The sequence below is a fragment of the Pseudomonas viridiflava genome, from assembly GCF_900602065.1.
In the GTDB taxonomy this organism is placed as follows: Bacteria; Pseudomonadota; Gammaproteobacteria; order Pseudomonadales; family Pseudomonadaceae; genus Aquipseudomonas.
Window position 1 is genome coordinate 14,801 of the sequence record NZ_UWFN01000288.1, and the last position, 19,446, is coordinate 34,246.

The window sequence follows — 19,446 nt, forward strand, 5'->3', positions numbered from 1 at the left end:
GTTCGATTGCTGACGATGGGCTTCGGGGCACCAGTGTGTTCCTACAGGTGCCGTGGACACCGCAAGTGCCTCCATCAAAGCCTGAACTTGCCCACCATGCTCTGCAGATGCACACCCAACCGCGCCAACTCAACGCTGGAGGCTGCGGTCTCTTCACTGGCAGCAGACGTCTGCTCAGAAATATCCCGGACATTGAGCACGCTGCGGTTGATCTCGTCGGCCACGGCGCTTTGCTGCTCAGCCGCGGCGGCGATCTGTTGGTTCATCGACTCGATGGACGAAACAGAACGTGTGATGCTCACCAGCGATGTCGCGGCCCGCTGCGTCAGTTCCACGCTGCTGTCGGTTAACGTGCGGCTGTTTTCCAGAATCGTTGCGACACGTTGGGTGCCGGTGTGCAGTCCGGTGATCAAGCCTTCGATCTCTTCGGTAGAGGTCTGAGTGCGTTGCGCCAGGCTTCGCACTTCATCGGCCACGACGGCAAAGCCACGCCCGGCTTCACCGGCACGCGCAGCTTCAATGGCCGCGTTGAGGGCCAGCAGGTTGGTTTGCTGGGCCACTGACTTGATGACATCAAGCACGCTGCCAATCTTGTCGCTTTCGGTTTGCAGATCATTCATGGCAACCGTGGACTGGCTGACTTCTTCGGCCAGTCGACCAATCTGCTGCATGGCCTGGGTCACGACGTCATCGCCCTGCTTCGCTTCGCGGCTGGCATTGATCGCTGCTTCGGAAGCTTCTTCGGCGTTGCGGGCGACTTCCTGCACGGTGGCGGTCATTTCATTCATGGCCGTGGCCACCTGATCGGTCTCCACCTTCTGACTGTTGACCCCGGCGCTGGTCTGCTCGGTCACCGCCGACAGTTGCTCTGCGGCACTGGCGATTTGCACCACGCCGTCACGAATACCACCGATCAGATCACGCAACGCCACCGTCATGCGCTGCATGCTGGTCTGCAGTTGGCCCAACTCGTCTTTGCGAGTGATGACCATGTCGTGGCTCAGGTCGCCGCTGGCGACAAACTCGGCATTACGCAGGGTTTCCATCAACGGCCCGACGATCAGGCGAGTGATCACCCAGGCAGCCAGAATGCTGAACAGCAAGGCGGCAATGGTCGCTCCCACCAACATCACGTTGGCGTTGTGAACGTCATCGGTGCGCAACACAATCTGGTTAGCCGTCATTTTTTTGCTGGCGTCGAGCAATCGCGTCACGTCGTCCGTCAACGCAATCTGTGCCTGCTGGGCTTTGGCTACGCTATCGGTGAACTGCGCGATAGCTGCACGGAAAGCGACCAGCGACTGATCGATACCCTGAATGGCTTGAACGGGTGCCTGATTAAGGTTTTTCAGGTTGTTACGCGCGGCATCTACCGCAGCCAGTGCAGGTTGAAGGTATTCAGATTTGGTGCTGTAGGTGTAGGTCTGGGCTTGCGAGCGCGCCTGTTGAATCAAGCGATGCTGGGTGGTCATGGCGCGAGCCTGCGGATCGTTCTCGCCCGCCTGATCCTGGATTTTCTCCAGTTCGGCAATCATCGTATCGACCTGCACGGTGATTGCGCCGCGTGCTGCTTCACGGCTCTGGGTGGCCAGCACAAACTCATTGAAATGGGTTTTATAGACAGTGACAGAGTCACTGACTTCGCCGATCAAGCCAAGGCTGGCACCCGTGACAAAAAGGGTCTTCATCTCACGGGTCTGGACTTCCAGCTTGCTCAGGGAACTGGTGACCGCGGCGGCGCGCTCTGCATCGGGGTTGAGCATGTAGGTCAGGCGAGCGATGCGCAGGTCACGCGCCTGATCATTAAGCGTCGCGATAGACGCCACTTTGTTGCCACGCTCAGCCAGCGACTGCAGACCGGACCAACCGGTAAAAGCAATCAGACACGTCAGGATCAGCACCAGCGCAAAGCCTAGTGAAAGTTTTGCTTTGACACTGATATTCGCCAGTGTTGTGTTAATCGCTGTGAGCATAGAACCGTCCGGGAATGATTAGGTTGATGAGCGCGGCCCTGCTCTCTTAGACGCGCATCCGTTTTGCGCGACATCAAAATGACATCACGGCATAATAAACGTTTCAGCATGGGAGAAAATAAGCTTCAAATGACAGACGGCCGGTTAGCAGGCGCTACCGGCACAAGATGTTGATTTTGCGGGGGGAACAGCGGGCTAGAGAGCGTTTTGAAGATTTATTACTGAGTATTTCTACGCTGCCGCGGCAACTCGCGTCTGCAGATCGAGTGTCACGCCTATCAGGCGGGCAAAGATTTCCAGCGTCTGGATCAGATCGGGGTCATCCAGTCTCGCAGGCAGCGGATCGAGCGCACACAGCGTGCCGAAAAACGCCCCGTCAGCCAGGATAATCGGTAACGATACATAGCTTTCGAATCCATATTGTTTCGGCACAGGATGGTTCACAAAACGCGGGTCTTCACTGACTTTGGAAATCACCACGGCTGCGTGATGCTGACGAATCTCTTTGCAGATGGTCGCTTCAACGTCCAGCTCATCGCCAGGGGTGACACCAAACTGGATTTCATCGTGGACAGCGCAGGCAATCCAGCGCTGATCGGTGACCCGGGCAATGGCTGCAAAACGCAGCGACGTCAGTCGCGTCATCAGGCGCAAAATGTTGGAAGTCGCTTCGACCTCGGCGATCGCTGCGACTTCAGCATCAGTCAATAGGATGGCTGTCACGTATGTGTACTCGTATGGTTCGGATTCCAGACGTACAGTGAGCTGCGTCACAAAACGTCTGGCGGTTGCGCATCCTACGTTGGCAGTCCCCTGCCGGGCAACTGCCCGTGATGCCGCACCCAGGCACCTAGCGTCGTTCCTCGCGAATGAACGCTTCGCCCAACGCCCCCGGTTGATTGCCTGAACCCGATGCCTTTGCGTTTTTGTCCATTGCCACCCAGATCATGACCATCAGCGTGACGGCATAAGGCGTCATCAGCACGAAGTACTGCGGCAGACGAATCCCGGTCGAGGCCAGTTGTGGAATCAGTGCTTCAATGCAGCCAAACAGAATGGCACCGGCCAGAGCGCGCCAGGGTGACCAGCGCGCAAAAATCACCAGCGATACCGCAATCCAGCCTCGTCCGCCGGTCATGTCCGCGATCCACATCTTGGTGCTGAGGACCGAAATGTATCCACCCGCCAGGCCGATGAGCGCTGCACCGGCGAGGATTGCAGCCAGGCGATAGCCCAACACGGAAATACCCGCTGCATCCGCGGCCTGCGGGTTCTCGCCCACCGCCCGCAGACGCAGACCGGCATGACTGCGATAGAGGAACCAGACGACGCCAAGGAAAATCAGCGGCGTCAGGTAAACCAGCGGATTCTGCACAAAAACTTTACCGATCAGCGGCAACTCTGAAAGCGGCCAAAGCGCAACAGCGGCCAGTCCAGTCACAGGCTGGTTGGTCCACTCCAGCAAGGTACCGAGCAATCCGGTGAGGCCCTGACAGAAGAACACCAGAGCCAACCCGGCAATGACCTGATTGATGCGCATCACCAGCACCATCAAGGCAAACAACAGCGACACCACGCTGGCGGCGAGCATGGCCATGATCAGCGAAATCATCGGCGTGCTGAAGCTCAGTTGCGCACCGATAGCCGCCAGCGCACCCACCAGCATCAAGCCTTCGGCGCCCAACGCGAGGACACCTGCACGTTCGGTCAGAATCAGGCCCAAGGCAGCCAGTGCAAACGGCACGGCGAAATCCGGGGAGTTGCCCAGCCAGTTGGCAATCATGTCCATTACTGCTCTCCCTTTTGGATCAGTCGCATACGATGGCGAATGAAGAAGTCCGAAGACGCGACACAGATCACGAGGATTGCCTGAATCAACTGCACCATGGAAAACGGGATCTGATAGAAGACCTGCAAGCTGCGCCCTGCGACGAACAACAGCGCGACCAGCAAGGCGACGATGGTTGCCGCCACAGGGTTATTGCGCGCCAGAAAGGCAATCAGAATTCCGGAGAAGCCATAGCCCTGGTAAAACGACTGAGTCAGTCGCCCTTCTTGTCCGGCAGTAACGATAAACCCGGCAATCCCGGCCAACGCGCCGGAAAGCAGCACCGTGCCAATGATCATCTTGCGTACCGGCACACCCACGGCGTCGGCGACTCGCGGGTTGGCGTCGACGAAACGCAGGTACAAGCCTGCCCGGGAAATGCCAATGAACCACAGCGCGAAAAGCGTCACGATCATTGCCAGAACAATCGCCGCGTTGTAGCCATCAAGTACATCGGGCAACCGCTCGAAGCTTCGAAAAGCCGGGGAGTACGGAAAATTATCGCGAGGGTCTTTCCAGCTGCCGTACAGCAAGTGCAGGAGGAAATTGGCCGCAATGTAGTTGAGCATCAGGGTCGAGATGATTTCATTGACCTTGAGGCGCAGCTTGAGCAGCACCGGCGCAACGGTCCAGAGCACCCCGCAGATCATCGCCGCCGCCAACATCAACGGCAGTCGAACCGACGGCGGGCCGACTTCGAACAGGGAAACTGCCGTGGCACCAATGCCGCCCCAGATCATCTGGCCTTCAAGGCCCAGGTTCCAGAACCGCGCACGAAACGCCATGCATCCGGCCAGCCCCACCAGAATCATCGGCGCGGCCTGAAACAGCACCGCCTTGAAGTTCTGCGGATCCAGCACGGTCAGGACCACGAACTCATTGAGCAACTCTTCGGCCGGAACACCCGCCCCGACCAGAATCGCCGCCGAAATAGCCAGACCGACTGCCAATGCCAGGGCAATCACCAGCGCCTGCCAGTACCAGGCGAGTTGCTGACGGATTTCCAGTGCATAACGGCGGGCCAGCAAGGGCTGACGCCGTGCGGGCTTGTTGGCCGAGGATTGCAGTATCACTTCAGTCATGACTCACCATGGCCTTGCCAATCGCCTGGCGATCCGCCGGGCGTTCGAATTCTGCGACGATCCGGCCGCTGTTCATGACCCCGATACGGTCCGCCAGTGCCAGCACCTCATCAAGGTCTTCACTGATCACCAATACCGCCGCTCCCGCATCGCGGGCAGCCCGTAAACGACCGTGCACCGCAGCCGTGGCTTTGGCATCCAGGCCACGGCTGGGGCTGTGTACCAGCACCAGTTGCGGGTCACGACTGAATTCCCGGGCGATCACCAGTTTCTGTGCGTTACCACCGGACAGCAGTGCCGCTTTCTGTTGCAGCGAACGAACGCCCTGCACGTCGAAAGCGTCGATGGCAGCCGTGGCATCCTCATCCATACGCTTGCTGCGCAGGCGAAAAAACGAGCCGTAGCGACCGCTGTGAATCTGCCCAATGGCAAAGTTCTCGGCCACCGACAACGAGCCTGCCAACGCGGCGCCATATCGGTCGGCGGGAATCGACGCGATGCGCAGGTCCCGGCGCTGCTCGGCAGATGCGCCGCACAAATCGCCAAAGCCCTGCAGCAACATTTCGCCCTCGACGGCTTGCGGCAACCCCATCAAGGCATTGGCCAGTTCGCTCTGACCGTTGCCTCCCACCCCGGCGATACCGTAAATCTGCCCGGCATGCAGGGTCATATCGACGCCAGCCAACGGCCCCTGACCCGGTACAGAACGCAGGTTGCGCACCACCAGTTTTGCCTCGCCGGCCGGCGCTTTCGGGTACTCGGTGATTACCTGCGATTCCCCCACCGTCAAACGCACCAGTTGCTCGACCGATACGCTTTGCGGATCGAGGGTTTCCACCGTTCGACCACCGCGCATTACCGTCACCCGGTCGGCATAGCGTTTGACGTCGGACATTTTATGCGTCACCAAAACCACCGCCGCGCCCTGCCGGGCAAATGACTGAACCGTTGCCAGCAAGCGTTCGGCTTCCTGGTCGGTCAGCACCGCCGTCGGCTCATCGAGAATCAGGATGCGTGCGCCAGCCAGCAATACCTTGAGAATCTCTACCCGTTGCTGTTCGGCAATCGACAGATTCTCGATGGTCTGGCGCGGGTCAATGGCAAAGCCCAGCTCCTGAGCCTTGGCGCTGATCTGCTCTTCAAGTGCTTTCAAACGTTTGCTGTAGCTGCCCTGACCCACAGCATCAGGCAGGCCAAGCAGAATGTTCTGAGCAACCGTGAAAGGTCGCACCAGCTTGAAATGCTGGTGGACCATACCGATGTGGTGGCGGCTCGCATCCTTCGGGCCGCCAAGCCGCACCGGATTGTCGTCGATCAACAGCGAGCCACTCTCCGGTGCGTACAAACCCGCGGCGATGTTCATAAGCGATGATTTGCCTGCACCGTTTTCACCCAGCAAGGCATGCACTTCGCCCCATTTACCGGAGAAGTGCGCGTCAGTCAGGGCCTTGAAACCGTCGAAGGATTTGCTGATGCCGATGAGCTGGATCGCATTCGCCTGACTCATTGCTGAGAGGCCACGCCTTTGACAAACCAGTCCATCTTCCACAGATCGGCATCCGGCAAACTCGTACCGGCCGCAATACGTTCCTTGCCGTCGCGATCACTCATCGGGCCGCTGTAAATGATCTTCTGGCCCTTCATCAACTGCTCGCGAGCGGCTTCGATTTTCTGCTTGTTCTCAGCAGAAATATGCTCGCCAGCAGTGAGTGTGATGTCAGTACCGCCCTGCTCCATGGACAGCAGCGCGCCATTCGGATTGGGCACCCAGTTACCGGCGATGATCTTCTTCAGCTCAGGGGCGAGGAAACGGTCCCAGACCCAAGCCGAGGAGCACACGGTCGCTTTGGGCGCGAACTCACTCAAATCACGATGGTGACCGGTGCCCAGCACGCCGCGCTCCTGAGCGACGATTTGCGGGGTCGGGCTGTCTACGTGCTGGCCGATCACATCGGCACCGTTATCGATCAGGGCCATGGCGGCGGCACGCTCTTTGACCGGGTCATTCCAGGCGCCGGTGTAAATCACGTTGACGGTGGCATTCGGGTTGATCTGCTGCGCGCCCAGCTCAAAGGCATTGACGGTCCAGTTGACCTGCCCGAACGGGTTGGCAGCGACGAAGCCCAGCTTGCCAGTCTTCGATGCCGCGCCAGCCGCCATGCCACACAGATACTGACTTTCGTAAGTACGGCCGTAGAAGGATTCCAGGTTCGGCGCGTTAGTCGTGCCCGAGCCGTTGAGGAAGGCAATCTTCGGGTACTTTTTCGCCAGATCGAGGAAGGTGTCGGAGTAGCCAAACGCGGTGCCAATGATCACGTTGGCACCACGGGCGATCAGCCGATCAACCACCGGGGTGATGGCAGCGGCGTTTTCCGGAACGCTTTCCACGTACTGAATCCTGGTGCCCAGCTCTTTCTCCAGTTTGACCCGCGACTCATCGAACGCCTGGGTCCAGCCACCATCATTGCGTGGGCTGATATAAACCATGGCGATTTTCGCTGGCTTCTCCAGGGTCAAGCCCTCTGCCGAAGCGCCATTCGCCAGCCCCAGCAATATTGCCGCACCCAGGGTTTGCTTAAGAAATCTGTTGAGCATTGTTGATCATCCTGATGGTAGGCCAGCAGCGGGATAAGGCTCGACCGATCAGAATCTCCGACCGGACAGCTGCTCAGGGGATAGCAGTAACTGTGCCAGTCTTTTAATAGCTATAAATTTCAGATGGTTAGCGTTTCAGTGTGCTAAAAACAGATCAAATGGTCCAAAGCAGAGCACTTGGTTTGGGCGGGACGAGCACGAAAAGCGGGCATGAGGGTTGAGGCAGGTCAACGGTTCAGCCAGTGCGCACAGCAATCGGTGAACCTGTGCAGACTGTGTGGGAGCGAATTCATTCGCGAAAGCATTGTTTCAGACACAGATCACTATCTGGTCAGGCCCCTTCGCGAATGAATTCGCTCCCACAGAAAAGCATTCCGAGTTATTGCTGTGGAGCTGCTGCTTGCACCCTCGGGCAGATCCCGTTGAGGATCAGCGCCCGCAGGTTTTCCAGCGTCTGATCAAAGAACACCGGATCGTCAAGCGTCTTGCCCGTCACCGCATTGATCTGGCTGGCAAAGTCCGCATAGTGCTGGGTCGTGGCCCACAGCGAAAAGATCAGGTGATGCGGCTCAACCGGTGCCAGTTTGCCCGCTTCTATCCAGCCCTGAATCACCGAGACCTTGGCCTCGACGATATCGCGCAGTGGCTGCTCCAGCTCAGCCAGCATCAACGGCGCACCCTGAATGATCTCCAGACAAAACAGCCGCGACTCGGCGGGATGGTCACGGGACAACTCCAGCTTGACCCGAATGTACTCACTGATTGCTTCAAGCGGATCCTGCTCCGCACTGAAGCCGCGCAGCGGTTTCAGCCAGACATCCAATAGCTGCCGCAACACACTGGTATAGAGTTCTTCTTTACTGGCGAAGTAATAAAGCAGATTGGTCTTGGAGACATCGGCCATGCTCGCCACCTGATCCAGGCTGGTGCCATGCAGGCCGAAGCGCGAGAAGATTTCCAGCGCAGCGTCCAGAATCGCCGCACGCTTGCCTTCTATCAAACGCATCCGCCGCTTGACCGTCGACGCACTGGCCTCGCGCGTGCTCTTGCCTTTGACCACAGGCTTGGCTTTCGCCTTGAGCGCAGGCGCCTTGGGTTTCACCACACGGCTGCGTTTGACGGATTTGGGAGGCGCCACTGGAGGTTCATTGTTCACATTTACGACCGCATCAACATTGAATACCGGGGCACTTTACCTTGGTGGATGGGGGATAGACCACAAACCGAAGCACGCAATGTCCATGGCACCTCGCTGTCGTGCAGCCAACACTGGACCTGTAGGAGCTGCCGAAGGCTGCGATCGCGGCGTACCTAGATGAATGCATCGCAGCCTTCGGCAGCTCCTACAAAAAACAGACATCGGTATTCCTGCCCCGTCTGCGTGCACCACGCACAAACCAAGTGCTCTAATCCAGACCAAATGGTCTGAAAGCCATACCAATATTCAACCAACCCCTTGTTTTAAAAAGACAATCAAAAGCTGGCCTGCTTCATGCAAAACGCCTTGTGTAGCGTGCTGCCGGACTTCTTCGGGCGCACCGTTCATTGCCACCGCATGCAAGAGGCCTTCACATGGATATTGGAATCTTCATCCCTATCGGTAACAACGGCTGGCTGATCTCCAGCAACGCGCCGCAGTACATGCCGACGTTCGAACTGAACAAGACAATCGTGCAGAAGGCCGAGCATTACGGCTTCGAATTCGCCCTCTCGATGATCAAGCTGCGTGGGTTTGGCGGCAAGACCGAGTTCTGGGAGCACAACATGGAGTCCTTCACGCTGATGGCCGGGCTCGCGGCCGTCACCAGCCGTATCCATCTGTTCGCCACCGTTGCGACGCTGACCATTCCACCGGCCATCGTCGCGCGCATGGCGTCGACCATCGATTCGATTTCCGGCGGACGCTTTGGGGTGAACCTGGTAACAGGCTGGCAGAAGCCGGAATACGAGCAAATGGGCATGTGGCCGGGGGACGACTTCTTCTCGACGCGTTATGAATACCTGGCCGAGTACGCCCAGGTATTACGTGACCTGTGGAGCACCGGCCACTGCGACCTCAAAGGCAAATACTTCACCATGAACGACTGCCGCGTCAGCCCTAAACCTCAAGCCGACATGAAAATCATCTGTGCAGGCCAGAGCGAAGCGGGCATGGCCTTTTCTTCGCAGTATGCCGACTACAACTTCTGTTTCGGCAAAGGCGTGAACACCCCGATGGCCTATGCGCCGACCGCCGCAAAGCTGATCGAAGCCAACGAGAAAACCGGCCGCAACGTCACCTCATGCCCACTGTTCATGATCATCGCCGATGACACGGATGAAGCCGCCCGTACCAGCTGGGAGCACATCAAGGCCGGTGCCGACGAGGAGGCGATTGCCTGGCTCAGCGATAAAGGCTCCGCCGACAAGAGCCCCGGTTCGAACATGCGCCAGATGGCCGATCCCACTTCCGCCGTGAATATCAACATGGGCACGCTGGTGGGTTCATGGGCGTCGGTGGCGCGCATGCTCGACGAAGTGGCCAGCGTACCGGGCACGCAGGGCGTAATGCTGACCTTCGATGACTTCGTCAAAGGCGTGGAGGATTTCGGGCAGAAGATTCAGCCATTGATGACCAGTCGCCAACACATCAATCTGCTCAAGGAATCTGCCTGATGAATGCCCTCGCTCCCGTTTCAGGCTATCTATCACCGGATGCCAACGAGCCCGCCCGCCAATTGAAGGCGAGCCCGGAACCGCTGAACATGAAAGCCAGCGAGACCGCACTGATCGTAATTGATATGCAAAACGCCTATTCGACACCAGGCGGTTATCTGGACCTGGCCGGGTTCGATGTAAGCACTACCGGCCCGGTGATCGCCAGCATTCAGAAAGCGTTGATCACTGCACGCGCCGCGGGCATGCCGGTAATTTTCTTCCAGAACGGCTGGGATCCGGAATACGTCGAGGCAGGCGGCCCGGGTTCACCCAACTGGCACAAATCCAACGCGCTGAAAACCATGCGCAAGCGCCCCGAGCTGCAAGGCCAGCTATTGGCCAAAGGCGGCTGGGACTATCAGTTGGTGGACGAACTGCAACCACAGCCGGGTGACATCGTACTGCCGAAAACCCGCTACAGCGGCTTCTTCAATACCAGCTTCGACAGCGTGCTGCGCAGCCGTGGCATTCGCAATCTGGTGTTTACCGGCATCGCCACCAACGTCTGCGTCGAGTCCACCCTGCGCGACGGCTTTTTCCTTGAATACTTCGGTGTCGTGCTGGCCGATGCGACGCACCAGGCAGGGCCTGCATTCGCCCAGCAGGCGGCGCTGTTCAACATCGAAACGTTTTTCGGCTGGGTGTCCAGCGTTGAAGATTTCTGCAGCACCTTCACACCACAAACGACCACTCTCTGAGGAAAACCCATGACCAAGAAAGCGATCATTCCTGCTGGCACCACCAAGCCAATCGCCCCGTTCGTTCCAGGCTCCATGGCTGACGGCGTGCTGTATGTATCCGGCACCCTGCCCTTCGACAAGGACAACAATGTGGTGCACGTCGGCGATGCGACCGCGCAGACGCGCCATGTTCTGGAGACCATCAAGAGCGTGATTGAAACCGCAGGCGGCACCATGGACGACGTTACGTTCAACATGATCATGATCAAGGACTGGGCCGACTACGCGAAGGTCAACGAGGTCTACGCCGAATACTTCGCGGGGGAAAAGCCTGCGCGCTATTGCATCCAGTGCGGCCTGGTGAAACCCGAAGCGCTGATCGAGATTGCCAGCATCGCGCACATCGGCTGATCTCACCGGGTGTAAAGCAGGCCGTGTCGTATGGCGAACATTGGACCTGTAAGAGCTGCCGAAGGCTGCGATCGCGATATGCCTCTATGAATGCTTCGCAGCCGTCGGCAGCTCCTGCAGGTCCGACGTTTACCGCGAAATCGAGGCTCAACATTGATGATCCCCCTCCCCATAACAAACAGGCACATGAGCGTCTGTATTGGAGCCTTGCATGCATTACGAAATCCTCGGCAATCAGGCAACTGACGCGCCGACACTGGTAATGAGTTCGGGGCTGGGTGGTTCGGCCCGATTCTGGGCACCGCAACTGCCGGTCCTCACAGAAGACTATCGGGTGGTGGTTTACGATCAGGCCGGTACTGGCCGTAGCCCGGCGACACTTGCCGAGGATTATTCGATTGCGACTATGGCCACCGAATTGCTCACACTGCTCGACCGTATTGACGTGCAGCACTGTCATTTCATCGGCCATGCGCTCGGTGGCCTGGTGGGTCTGGAATTGGCCCTGCAACGGCCGGCAGCGTTGCAAAGCATGGTGCTGATCAACGCCTGGAGCAGTCCAAACCCGCACAGCGAGCGCTGCTTCGCGGTGCGCAAGAATTTATTACGCGATAGCGGCCCGGCGGCTTACGTTCAGGCACAGGCGCTGTTTCTGTATCCGGCCGACTGGATCGCCGAGCACGGCGCACAACTGGCCGAAGATGAAGCTCACGCACTCGCGCACTTCCCCGAGACCGATAACCTGCTGCGCCGAATTGCCGCGCTTCAGGCCTTTGATGTCGAAGGTCAATTGGCGAACATCAACACGCCCACGCTACTGATCGCCAACCGCGACGACATGCTGGTGCCCTGGCAGCGCTCGCAACACCTCGCCGATACGCTGCCCGCCGGGCAGTTGGCGTTACTTGAATATGGCGGCCATGCGTCCAGTGTCAGCGACGTCGAGCCATTCAATCGTGTTCTTCTCGACTATCTGGCCAGACAGGCCTGAGCGGAGATATCCCATGCAAGCATCCGAACTTCTCGCGGTCGCCCAGACGTTGCTGCCAATCCCTCAACAGGATTACCGCAATGCGATGGCCGGACTGGCCGCAGCCGTCAATGTGATCACCACTGACGGCCCGCACGGCCGCTTCGGGTTTACCGCTACCGCAGTGTGCAGCGTCACCGATACCCCGCCGACGCTGCTGGTCTGCCTGAACCGCTCGGCGTCGGTCCACGCGGCGCTGACGGCTAACGCCACGCTGTGCGTTAACACCCTGACCTGTGAACAGCGAGACCTGTCCAATCTGTTTGGCGGCAAAACGCCAATGGCGGAACGTTTTGCTGCCGCGCAATGGGAGTCCTGGGTCACCGGCTCACCGGTACTGGAAGGAGCTGCCGCCTCCTTTGATTGCAGGATCCGCCAGACCGTCAGCGTCGGTACTCATGACATTCTTTTCTGCGAGGTTGTAGCGCTGAGTCGACAGCAGGATGCGGCGGCGCTGGTCTACTTTGATCGGGGATATCACGGGTTGAATGCAGTGGGTGTGCTGTAGCAGCCGAGCCGCTTTTGCCTAACATATCGAACTGAAACCAATTGACCGTGGGAGCGAATTTATCCGCGAAGGCGTCAGGTCGACCGACAGACAGGTGTCGGATGTACCGGCCTCTTCGCGAATGAATTCGCTCCCACAGGGTCAACGCTTGCAAATCGGCAACGCGGTGTCAGGGCGTTTGTCACTCGACGCGCTTGATCGACACCACTTCAAAGTACTTGTACTTTTCTTTGGCAGCCGCTTTGCGCGCCTCTTGCTCGGCGTCGAAGGTGCTGAGGGTTTTGGCTTCGTGGACGAACAGCGTCTCGTCGCCCTCAAACTCTTTGGTCACCCGCAAGGTCACCAGCAACGCCGGGGACAAGCGCTTGGTTTTCGGCCGCGGTGCCGGGGACGGCGCTTTGACAACAGGCGCAGGCACTGGCGTCGGAACCGGTTCGGGTTTGACCTCGGGTTCCACAGGTGCCGGTGTTGCCGGTGAAGGGACATCCAGCCCCAGCGCTCTGCGCATATCGTCTTCAGTCAACCCTGTGCTCATGTGCAGCTTTCTCTGTTGGTCAGTGATTCAAGGGCGCGATGATCAACAGGCGCAGGGCAAAACACAAGTACGGCATTGTACGGTTTTGCTAATGCTTGTCTAAAACGCGCGAAATAGACCACTCGGGCATTGGTCCGTGACAACCGGGCTTGCGTCCACTAGATTAAGCGCCCCGAAAGGCCAGTGACTTTTCGCGCCTCAAACCTGAAATAGTGAAATTCAATGCTTGATTCCCAGACAACTGAATCCGTGACCTCCTCCAAGCTGGAGTACGAAAGCGCCATCGGTCTTTCACAGCATGTGCCTCAGGCCAAGACCATCAGCGAGATGGTGCTCGATGCATTCCAGACCGCCAAGGAAAGCGACGAAATCCGTCAGCTGCGGGCCGCGATCCGCCAGGCCCAGGACGATTTCGACGACGACAAGGCCTACGAATTGATGGGCGAACTGAAACGTCTCAAGGACGCCGAGGCAGCCGACAGTGCGGCATTGGCCGATCTGAGCACGCAGTTCCCGATCAGCCGGATCCTGTCCAGCTATAAAGATGATCCAGCCTTTCAGGAGCTGGTTTACAGCCTGGCCCTCAAGGTGCTGAACCAGACTCACCAGGCAATCAGCAACCCGAGCACCGGCAAAAGCAAAGCCGCCCGCGCCAAGAAAGAAGCCGAGGTCTACACCATCAGCAAGGACGGCCAGAGCGTCAGTCTGCCTTTGCGGACCCCGCGCTCGAACCTCAATGTTGATCGCAAAGCCTTTGAGTTCCTTGGTTTCACCTTTGTCGGTGAAGGCGACGATGCCGAGTTGCAAGGCGAGACATTCACCGATAACGAAGGCAACGAATTGCCGGTCAACCGCAAGAATGTCGTGACTGCGCTGCAGCAAGGCAAGGCGTTTGAGGGTTACAGCATCGCTTGATTGAGGATGTATCTCATCAAACGTTGACTTGAAACACCCCCCGCCCTGTAGGAGTGAGCTTGCTCGCGATAGCGATTAATCAGGCGAGATTCTTTTGACTGATCAATTGCTATCACGAGCAAGCTCACTCCTACAGATGCTCGCTTCCTGCGAGACGATGCGCTCTACGACGCTATCGTCGCCGCTTGATTCCCGCCCTGCTCGGCAATGGCCGACAATTTTTCATCCGCCGACTTCTCCTCTGTCAGTGTTTCGCCCAACAGCTTGGCGGCATCTTTCATGCCCAGCTGTTTAGCCATGGCGATGAGCGTGCCGTAGGCAGCGATTTCGTAGTGCTCGACCTTCTGGCAGGCACCAATCAACGCTGCATCCAGCACCTCGCCTTTCTCGATCTCCTCAAGCAGTTCCTTGCTTTCCTCGACCAGCCCTTCCATCGCTGCGCACTTCATGCGTTTAAGCTTGAGCTCGCCCTGCTCCACCAACTGATCGATACGTTCGATCTGCCCGTAGGTTTCCTCCAGGTGCGATTCAAAGGCTTCCTTGAGCAGCGGATTGGTTGAAGCCCGCGCCAGCCGCGGCAAGGCTTTGGTGATCTGCTTCTCGGCACTGTAAACGTCGGACAGCTCATGAATGAACAAGTCGGCAACGGTCGTTCTGGTGTTTGTCTTGGCCATGTCGGCACCTCGTCAATCGGTTATGGATCGTCTTGGGATTGCTGAGACGTAAACCGCTGCGAAAACACCTGAATGACGCAACCGTCAGTTAGGTGGAGTAATCCGTATGTGAGACGTTCAGAGCATTGCGAATCAATGCCGACGAACTGCGCCATCCCGTTGCCGATATATCGTCTCAAGACCTTCAAGAACCCCTGCAACTAGCCGATAGCCGGGTTACCACAACAATAAATTCGCAACACTACTGCGTGCCTGCCAAAACTAACCCGGGGTTTCACTCGGGGCGTGAGCCAGAACTGCAATCGGAGCTTGGATGAACATCAAACAGAAACTGACGTGGGCGTTCGCGGTGATCGCGTCCTTGCCGATCATCGTCGTCGCCAGCATCGTCATCATCAACCTGCGCAGCGATGCCACTGATGGCTTCTCCGACAGCAGCGGTCGCGAAATACGCCAGGTCGCCAATGCGATGCAGCTGTTTTTCGACGGTATCAGCCAGAACGTTGAATACCTCGCCGCCAACCCATTGCTGACCGGCGCAGGCACGGGTCTCAAGAGCTACATGACAGCCGAGCAGCAAAGTGCTCCGGAGTCCGAGACGGACAAAAGCATCATTGCCCTGTTCAACCGCCTGGGCGTAAGCCATCCCGCGTACTCCTATATTTCCTACGGGCTGGCCAACGGCAGTTATGTGCCATGGCCTGAAGGACAGAAATTCGGCGACTACGATCCACGCGTCCGCCCGTGGTACAAGGCGGCCTTGGCCAACCCGGGCAAGGTCGTGCGCAGCGATGCCTATTACTGGGCGGCTGACGACGCGGTCATGGTCAACACCGGTCGGACCATCACCAACGCACTGGGCAACCCCGGCGGCGTGGTCGGCATCGATGTAACGCTCAAGCAGCTGACGAGCATCGTCAAGCAGATCAAATTAGGCGAAAGCGGTTACCTGATGCTGCTGGAAAAAAGCGGCAATATTCTGGTCGACCCGCGCAAACCCGAGCATAACTTCAAGAAAATCTCCGACCTGGGTAATGGTTACGCCGAACTGGCGAAAACCACTGAGGGCTTGGTCGAAGTCGAACTCGATGGCCAACGTTACATGGCCAACGTTTACCCTTCCGAGCAGTTGGGCTGGAACTTCATCGGCCTGATCAAGCAGGACGAAGTCATGGGCTCGGCCACGCGCCTGACCTGGTTGATCGCTGTGATTGCAGCCGTTCTGGCAGTGATTTTCGCTATTCTCGGGGCCAGCTTTGCTTCGCTCATCGTGCGTCCAATCCGTAGCGTAGCCAGCGGTCTGGAAGGCATTGCTCAGGGTGAAGGCGACCTGACCCACAACCTCGATGTGCGTGGCAACGATGAAACCGCGCAGCTCGCCAACTGGTTCAACAAATTCCTGGCCGCGATACGCAACCTGATCCAGCATATCGGCTTGGCCGCGAACAAGATTCTTGATACGTCCACCAGCTCGACTCAGGTGTCGAACAACATGGCCGACGCAGCCGGACGTCAGCGTGAGGCGGTGGACATGGTGTCTACTGCATTCCACGAAATGGTCGCCACTGCCAACGAAGTCGCCCGCTCCTGCAGCCAGGCCGCGGACTCGGCAGACAACGGCCAGCGTCAGGCCCGTGAAGGTCAGCGCCAGATCGACGATGCGGTGACCAGCGTCGATCAGCTCAGCAGCGAGCTGTCCCAATCTGCCACTGCGATGGTGCAGCTGGAAAAAGACAGCAACGCGATCCAGTCGATTCTGGACACCATTCGCTCTATCGCCGAACAGACCAACCTGCTGGCCCTCAACGCAGCAATCGAAGCGGCCCGTGCCGGTGAGCAAGGTCGTGGTTTTGCGGTAGTTGCCGACGAAGTCCGCGCACTGGCCAAACGAACTGCCGACTCCACCGCCGAGATCGACAACCTGCTGGGCACCCTCGCCCGCCGCACTTCATCGGTCACGCAACAGATGAATGCCAGCCTTGCCGTGTCGCAGCAATCGGTCGAGAAAATCGGCCAGGCACGCAGCAGCTTCGGGCAGATCCGAGAATCGGTGGATGTGATCCGCGACATGAACACCCAGATCGCGACCGCTGCTGAAGAGCAGCACCACGTGGCGGAAGACATCAACCGACACATCAGCCAGATTCATGGCGACGCGCAGTTGGTGGCCGAGCTTGCAGAGTCAGCCCGTGCCGACTCCCGCAGTCTGGCCGCCCTGTCCAGCGAACTGGACAGTCTGGTCAAGCGTTTCCGGACTTGATGGGTAGCGGCGGGTCGAGATGAGCACTTCGACCCGCCGCAACATTCAGAAACATCCAAGCATTAACACAAATAGAAATAATTCCCGATAGAGACGTTATACTATAACTAATCTATAAGGAATGTCAGAAATGCCCCCTCGCAAAATGGCCTCGTTCGCAGGCCTCGCTTTTGGTCTTTTGGCCGACGCCAGCTACGCAGAACAAACACCGAACACCTATGAACTCGACGCCGTCACCGTCAATGCCGATTCAAACTATGAAACGGCAACAGGTCCGGTCAGCGGCTACCGGGCCACCCGCTCCGCCACTGCGACGAAAACCGATACCGCGATCAAAGATATTCCACAATCCATCAGCGTCATCCCCGCCAGCGTGCTCAAGGATCTGGGCAGTAACAACGTGGAGCGCGCGCTGGACTATGCCGGTGGCGTATCGAAACAGAATAACTTCGGCGGCCTGACCCTCTACGAATACAGCATTCGCGGCTTCACCACGTCCGAGTTTTACAAGGATGGTTTCAGCGCCAACCGTGGCTACCCGAGCACGCCGGATGCCGCCAATGTCGAGCGCATCGAAGTGCTCAAAGGCCCCGCCGCCAGCCTGTATGGCCGTGGCGATCCGGGCGGCACAGTAAACATCGTCACTAAAAAGCCGCAGGCAGACGCCTTCACCACCCTGCAGACCAGCGCCGGTAGTTGGGACCGCTACCGCGGCGCACTGGACGTCAACGCCCCGCTCAATGACGACAAGACCGTGCTCTCCCGAGTGAATCTGGCCGTGGAAGACAACAACAGCTTTCGCGATCACGTCGAAAGCAAGCGGGTCTTCGTCGCACCGACACTCAGTTGGCAGTTGAGTCCTGACACGCACCTGTCGGTGGAAACCGAGTTCGTCCGCCACAGCTCGACCTTCGATCGCGGCATTGTTGCGCCCAACAACAAGTGGAGCGGCATGTCGCGACGAACGTTTCTCGGCGAGCCCAATGACGGCGACATCGATAACGACAACAACATGATTCAGGCGGCGCTGGAGCATCACCTGAACGACTTCTGGTCGTTGCGTCTGGCAAGCCACTACAAGGAGGGCGAGCTGTCCGGTTACGCCTCGGAGAGCCGCGCACTGAATGCCGATGGCCGCACAGTCAACCGCCGCTATCGCGAGCGGGACATGAATTGGCACGACAGCATTACCCAGCTTGAACTGCGCGGGCTGGTGGACATTGGCAGTTGGGAACACCAGCTGTTGATCGGCACCGAGTACGAGAACTACCGCAAGAACGAGCGCGTGACCACTACCGCAGGCAGCCCGTATGCCATTGATATCTACCAGCCGGTCTACGGTCAGGCCAAACCCAATGGCGTACGCTCCGGCACGGATTTCTTTGAGCACGTGGAAAGCCAGGCGCTGAATCTGCAAGACCAGATCGTCTTCACCGACAAACTGCGCGGGATGATCGGTGCGCGCTTCGAACACATTGAGCAAAGCACGGATGACTACACCCGCGACGTCACCAATAAGCAGCGCCATGACGAACTGACCTATCGCACCGGCCTGCTCTATCAACTCACGCCGCAAATCGGCCTGTTCGCCAACGCCTCAACCTCGTTCAAGCCCAATAACGGAATAGACGCCGCAGGCAAGAGCTTCAAGCCCGAAGAAGGCGTTGGCTACGAGGCAGGGATCAAGACCGAACTGTTTGACGACCGACTGAGCGCCACCGTCGCCGCCTTCCATATCGAAAAGGAAAACGTATTGGCGCTTGACCCGGGTACTGACTCGAACCGCGCCATGGGCAAGGCCCGCAGCCAAGGTGTCGACCTGCAGTTCACCGGCCAAGTCACCGACGCGGTAAGGGTCATTGGCGCGTTTGCCTACATCGATGCCGAAGTCACCCAAGGCGATACAACGATCCCGACAGGCAGCCGCATCCTTGGCGTGGCCAAACGCAGCGGCAGCCTGCTGGGCGTCTACGAATTCCAGAATGGACTGTTGAAAGGCTCGGATGTAGGCGCAGCGTTCACGTATGTCGGTGATCGATCCGGCGAGGCAGGCACAAGCTTCGAACTGCCCGCTTATCACACCGTCGACCTGCTGGCGCATTACAAGGCCAATGAGAACGTCACCGTCGGCCTGAACCTGAACAACCTGTTCGACGAGAAATACTACGAGCGTTCCTACAGCAACTACTGGGTCGCCCCCGGCGAACCCCGCAATTTCACCGTCAGCCTGACCCTTAGCCTCTGATCAACAAGGACTT

16 protein-coding genes and 2 pseudogenes are annotated in these 19,446 nt (G+C 58.2%); 9 read left to right on the forward strand and 9 right to left on the reverse strand.

Annotated elements, in window-relative coordinates:
- Positions 1 to 74: 74 nt before the first annotated feature.
- From EE949_RS21555 to rutR, 7 genes are all read right to left on the reverse strand, one after another.
- Complete coding sequence (locus tag EE949_RS21555; RefSeq protein WP_122666161.1) at positions 75 to 1,973, reverse strand: HAMP domain-containing methyl-accepting chemotaxis protein; 1,899 nt, start codon at positions 1,971 to 1,973, stop codon at positions 75 to 77.
- 231 nt (positions 1,974 to 2,204) lie between these two features.
- Positions 2,205 to 2,696: a GAF domain-containing protein gene (locus tag EE949_RS21560; RefSeq protein WP_240350546.1), complete on the reverse strand. Its 492-nt coding sequence runs from the start codon at positions 2,694 to 2,696 to the stop codon at positions 2,205 to 2,207.
- Positions 2,697 to 2,823: 127 nt separating this feature from the next.
- Positions 2,824 to 3,762, reverse strand: coding sequence for an ABC transporter permease (locus tag EE949_RS21565; protein ID WP_122666162.1), 939 nt, complete (start codon positions 3,760 to 3,762; stop codon positions 2,824 to 2,826).
- On the reverse strand, positions 3,762 to 4,883 hold the full coding sequence (locus tag EE949_RS21570; protein WP_122666163.1) for an ABC transporter permease: 1,122 nt from the start codon (positions 4,881 to 4,883) through the stop codon (positions 3,762 to 3,764). The genes EE949_RS21565 and EE949_RS21570 overlap by 1 nt, the downstream gene beginning before the upstream one ends.
- A complete protein-coding gene (locus tag EE949_RS21575) occupies positions 4,876 to 6,390 on the reverse strand; it encodes an ABC transporter ATP-binding protein (protein WP_122666164.1) in 1,515 nt (504 codons plus the stop codon). Before EE949_RS21575 ends, EE949_RS21570 begins: the two co-directional genes overlap by 8 nt.
- Complete coding sequence (locus tag EE949_RS21580) at positions 6,387 to 7,478, reverse strand: BMP family ABC transporter substrate-binding protein (RefSeq protein WP_122666165.1); 1,092 nt, start codon at positions 7,476 to 7,478, stop codon at positions 6,387 to 6,389. Before EE949_RS21580 ends, EE949_RS21575 begins: the two co-directional genes overlap by 4 nt.
- Before the next feature lie 379 nt (positions 7,479 to 7,857).
- A complete protein-coding gene (gene rutR, locus EE949_RS21585; protein WP_346010031.1) occupies positions 7,858 to 8,616 on the reverse strand; it encodes an HTH-type transcriptional regulator RutR in 759 nt (252 codons plus the stop codon).
- Between the two features lie 434 nt (positions 8,617 to 9,050).
- Here rutR and rutA point away from each other — a divergent pair, with 434 nt between their 5' ends.
- From rutA to rutF, 5 genes are all read left to right on the forward strand, one after another.
- Positions 9,051 to 10,133: a pyrimidine utilization protein A gene (rutA, locus tag EE949_RS21590; RefSeq protein ID WP_122666167.1), complete on the forward strand. Its 1,083-nt coding sequence runs from the start codon at positions 9,051 to 9,053 to the stop codon at positions 10,131 to 10,133.
- Complete coding sequence (gene rutB / locus EE949_RS21595; RefSeq protein WP_122666168.1) at positions 10,133 to 10,873, forward strand: pyrimidine utilization protein B; 741 nt, start codon at positions 10,133 to 10,135, stop codon at positions 10,871 to 10,873. The genes rutA and rutB overlap by 1 nt, the downstream gene beginning before the upstream one ends.
- A gap of 9 nt (positions 10,874 to 10,882) precedes the next feature.
- Positions 10,883 to 11,266, forward strand: a complete 384-nt coding sequence (gene rutC, locus EE949_RS21600; RefSeq protein ID WP_027898842.1) for a pyrimidine utilization protein C — start codon at positions 10,883 to 10,885, stop codon at positions 11,264 to 11,266.
- 211 nt (positions 11,267 to 11,477) lie between these two features.
- Entirely contained in the window at positions 11,478 to 12,257 is a 780-nt protein-coding gene (gene rutD / locus EE949_RS21605; protein WP_122666169.1) for a pyrimidine utilization protein D, read from the forward strand.
- Between the two features lie 13 nt (positions 12,258 to 12,270).
- Positions 12,271 to 12,804: an NADH-dependent FMN reductase RutF gene (gene rutF / locus EE949_RS21610; RefSeq protein WP_122666170.1), complete on the forward strand. Its 534-nt coding sequence runs from the start codon at positions 12,271 to 12,273 to the stop codon at positions 12,802 to 12,804.
- A gap of 181 nt (positions 12,805 to 12,985) precedes the next feature.
- On the opposite strand, the gene EE949_RS21615 is transcribed toward rutF, so the two are convergent.
- Complete coding sequence (locus EE949_RS21615) at positions 12,986 to 13,339, reverse strand: hypothetical protein (RefSeq protein ID WP_122666171.1); 354 nt, start codon at positions 13,337 to 13,339, stop codon at positions 12,986 to 12,988.
- A 222-nt stretch (positions 13,340 to 13,561) separates the two neighbouring features.
- Between EE949_RS21615 and EE949_RS21620 the strand changes: the two genes are divergently transcribed.
- Complete coding sequence (locus EE949_RS21620; RefSeq protein WP_122666172.1) at positions 13,562 to 14,254, forward strand: hypothetical protein; 693 nt, start codon at positions 13,562 to 13,564, stop codon at positions 14,252 to 14,254.
- 164 nt (positions 14,255 to 14,418) lie between these two features.
- On the opposite strand, the gene EE949_RS21625 is transcribed toward EE949_RS21620, so the two are convergent.
- Positions 14,419 to 14,928: a ferritin-like domain-containing protein gene (locus EE949_RS21625; protein WP_122666173.1), complete on the reverse strand. Its 510-nt coding sequence runs from the start codon at positions 14,926 to 14,928 to the stop codon at positions 14,419 to 14,421.
- Positions 14,929 to 15,397: 469 nt separating this feature from the next.
- On the opposite strand from EE949_RS21625, the pseudogene EE949_RS30325 reads away from it, so the two are divergent.
- The 3 genes and pseudogenes from EE949_RS30325 to EE949_RS21635 form a co-directional block, all read left to right on the forward strand.
- Positions 15,398 to 16,330: pseudogene (locus tag EE949_RS30325) on the forward strand (cache domain-containing protein); the annotation flags it as partial.
- 258 nt (positions 16,331 to 16,588) lie between these two features.
- A pseudogene (locus EE949_RS30330) lies at positions 16,589 to 17,188 on the forward strand (methyl-accepting chemotaxis protein); the annotation flags it as partial.
- Between the two features lie 130 nt (positions 17,189 to 17,318).
- Positions 17,319 to 19,433 carry a TonB-dependent siderophore receptor gene (locus EE949_RS21635; RefSeq protein ID WP_122666175.1) on the forward strand — a complete coding sequence of 705 codons (2,115 nt, stop codon included), beginning with the start codon at positions 17,319 to 17,321 and terminating at the stop codon, positions 19,431 to 19,433.
- Positions 19,434 to 19,446: the final 13 nt, after the last annotated feature.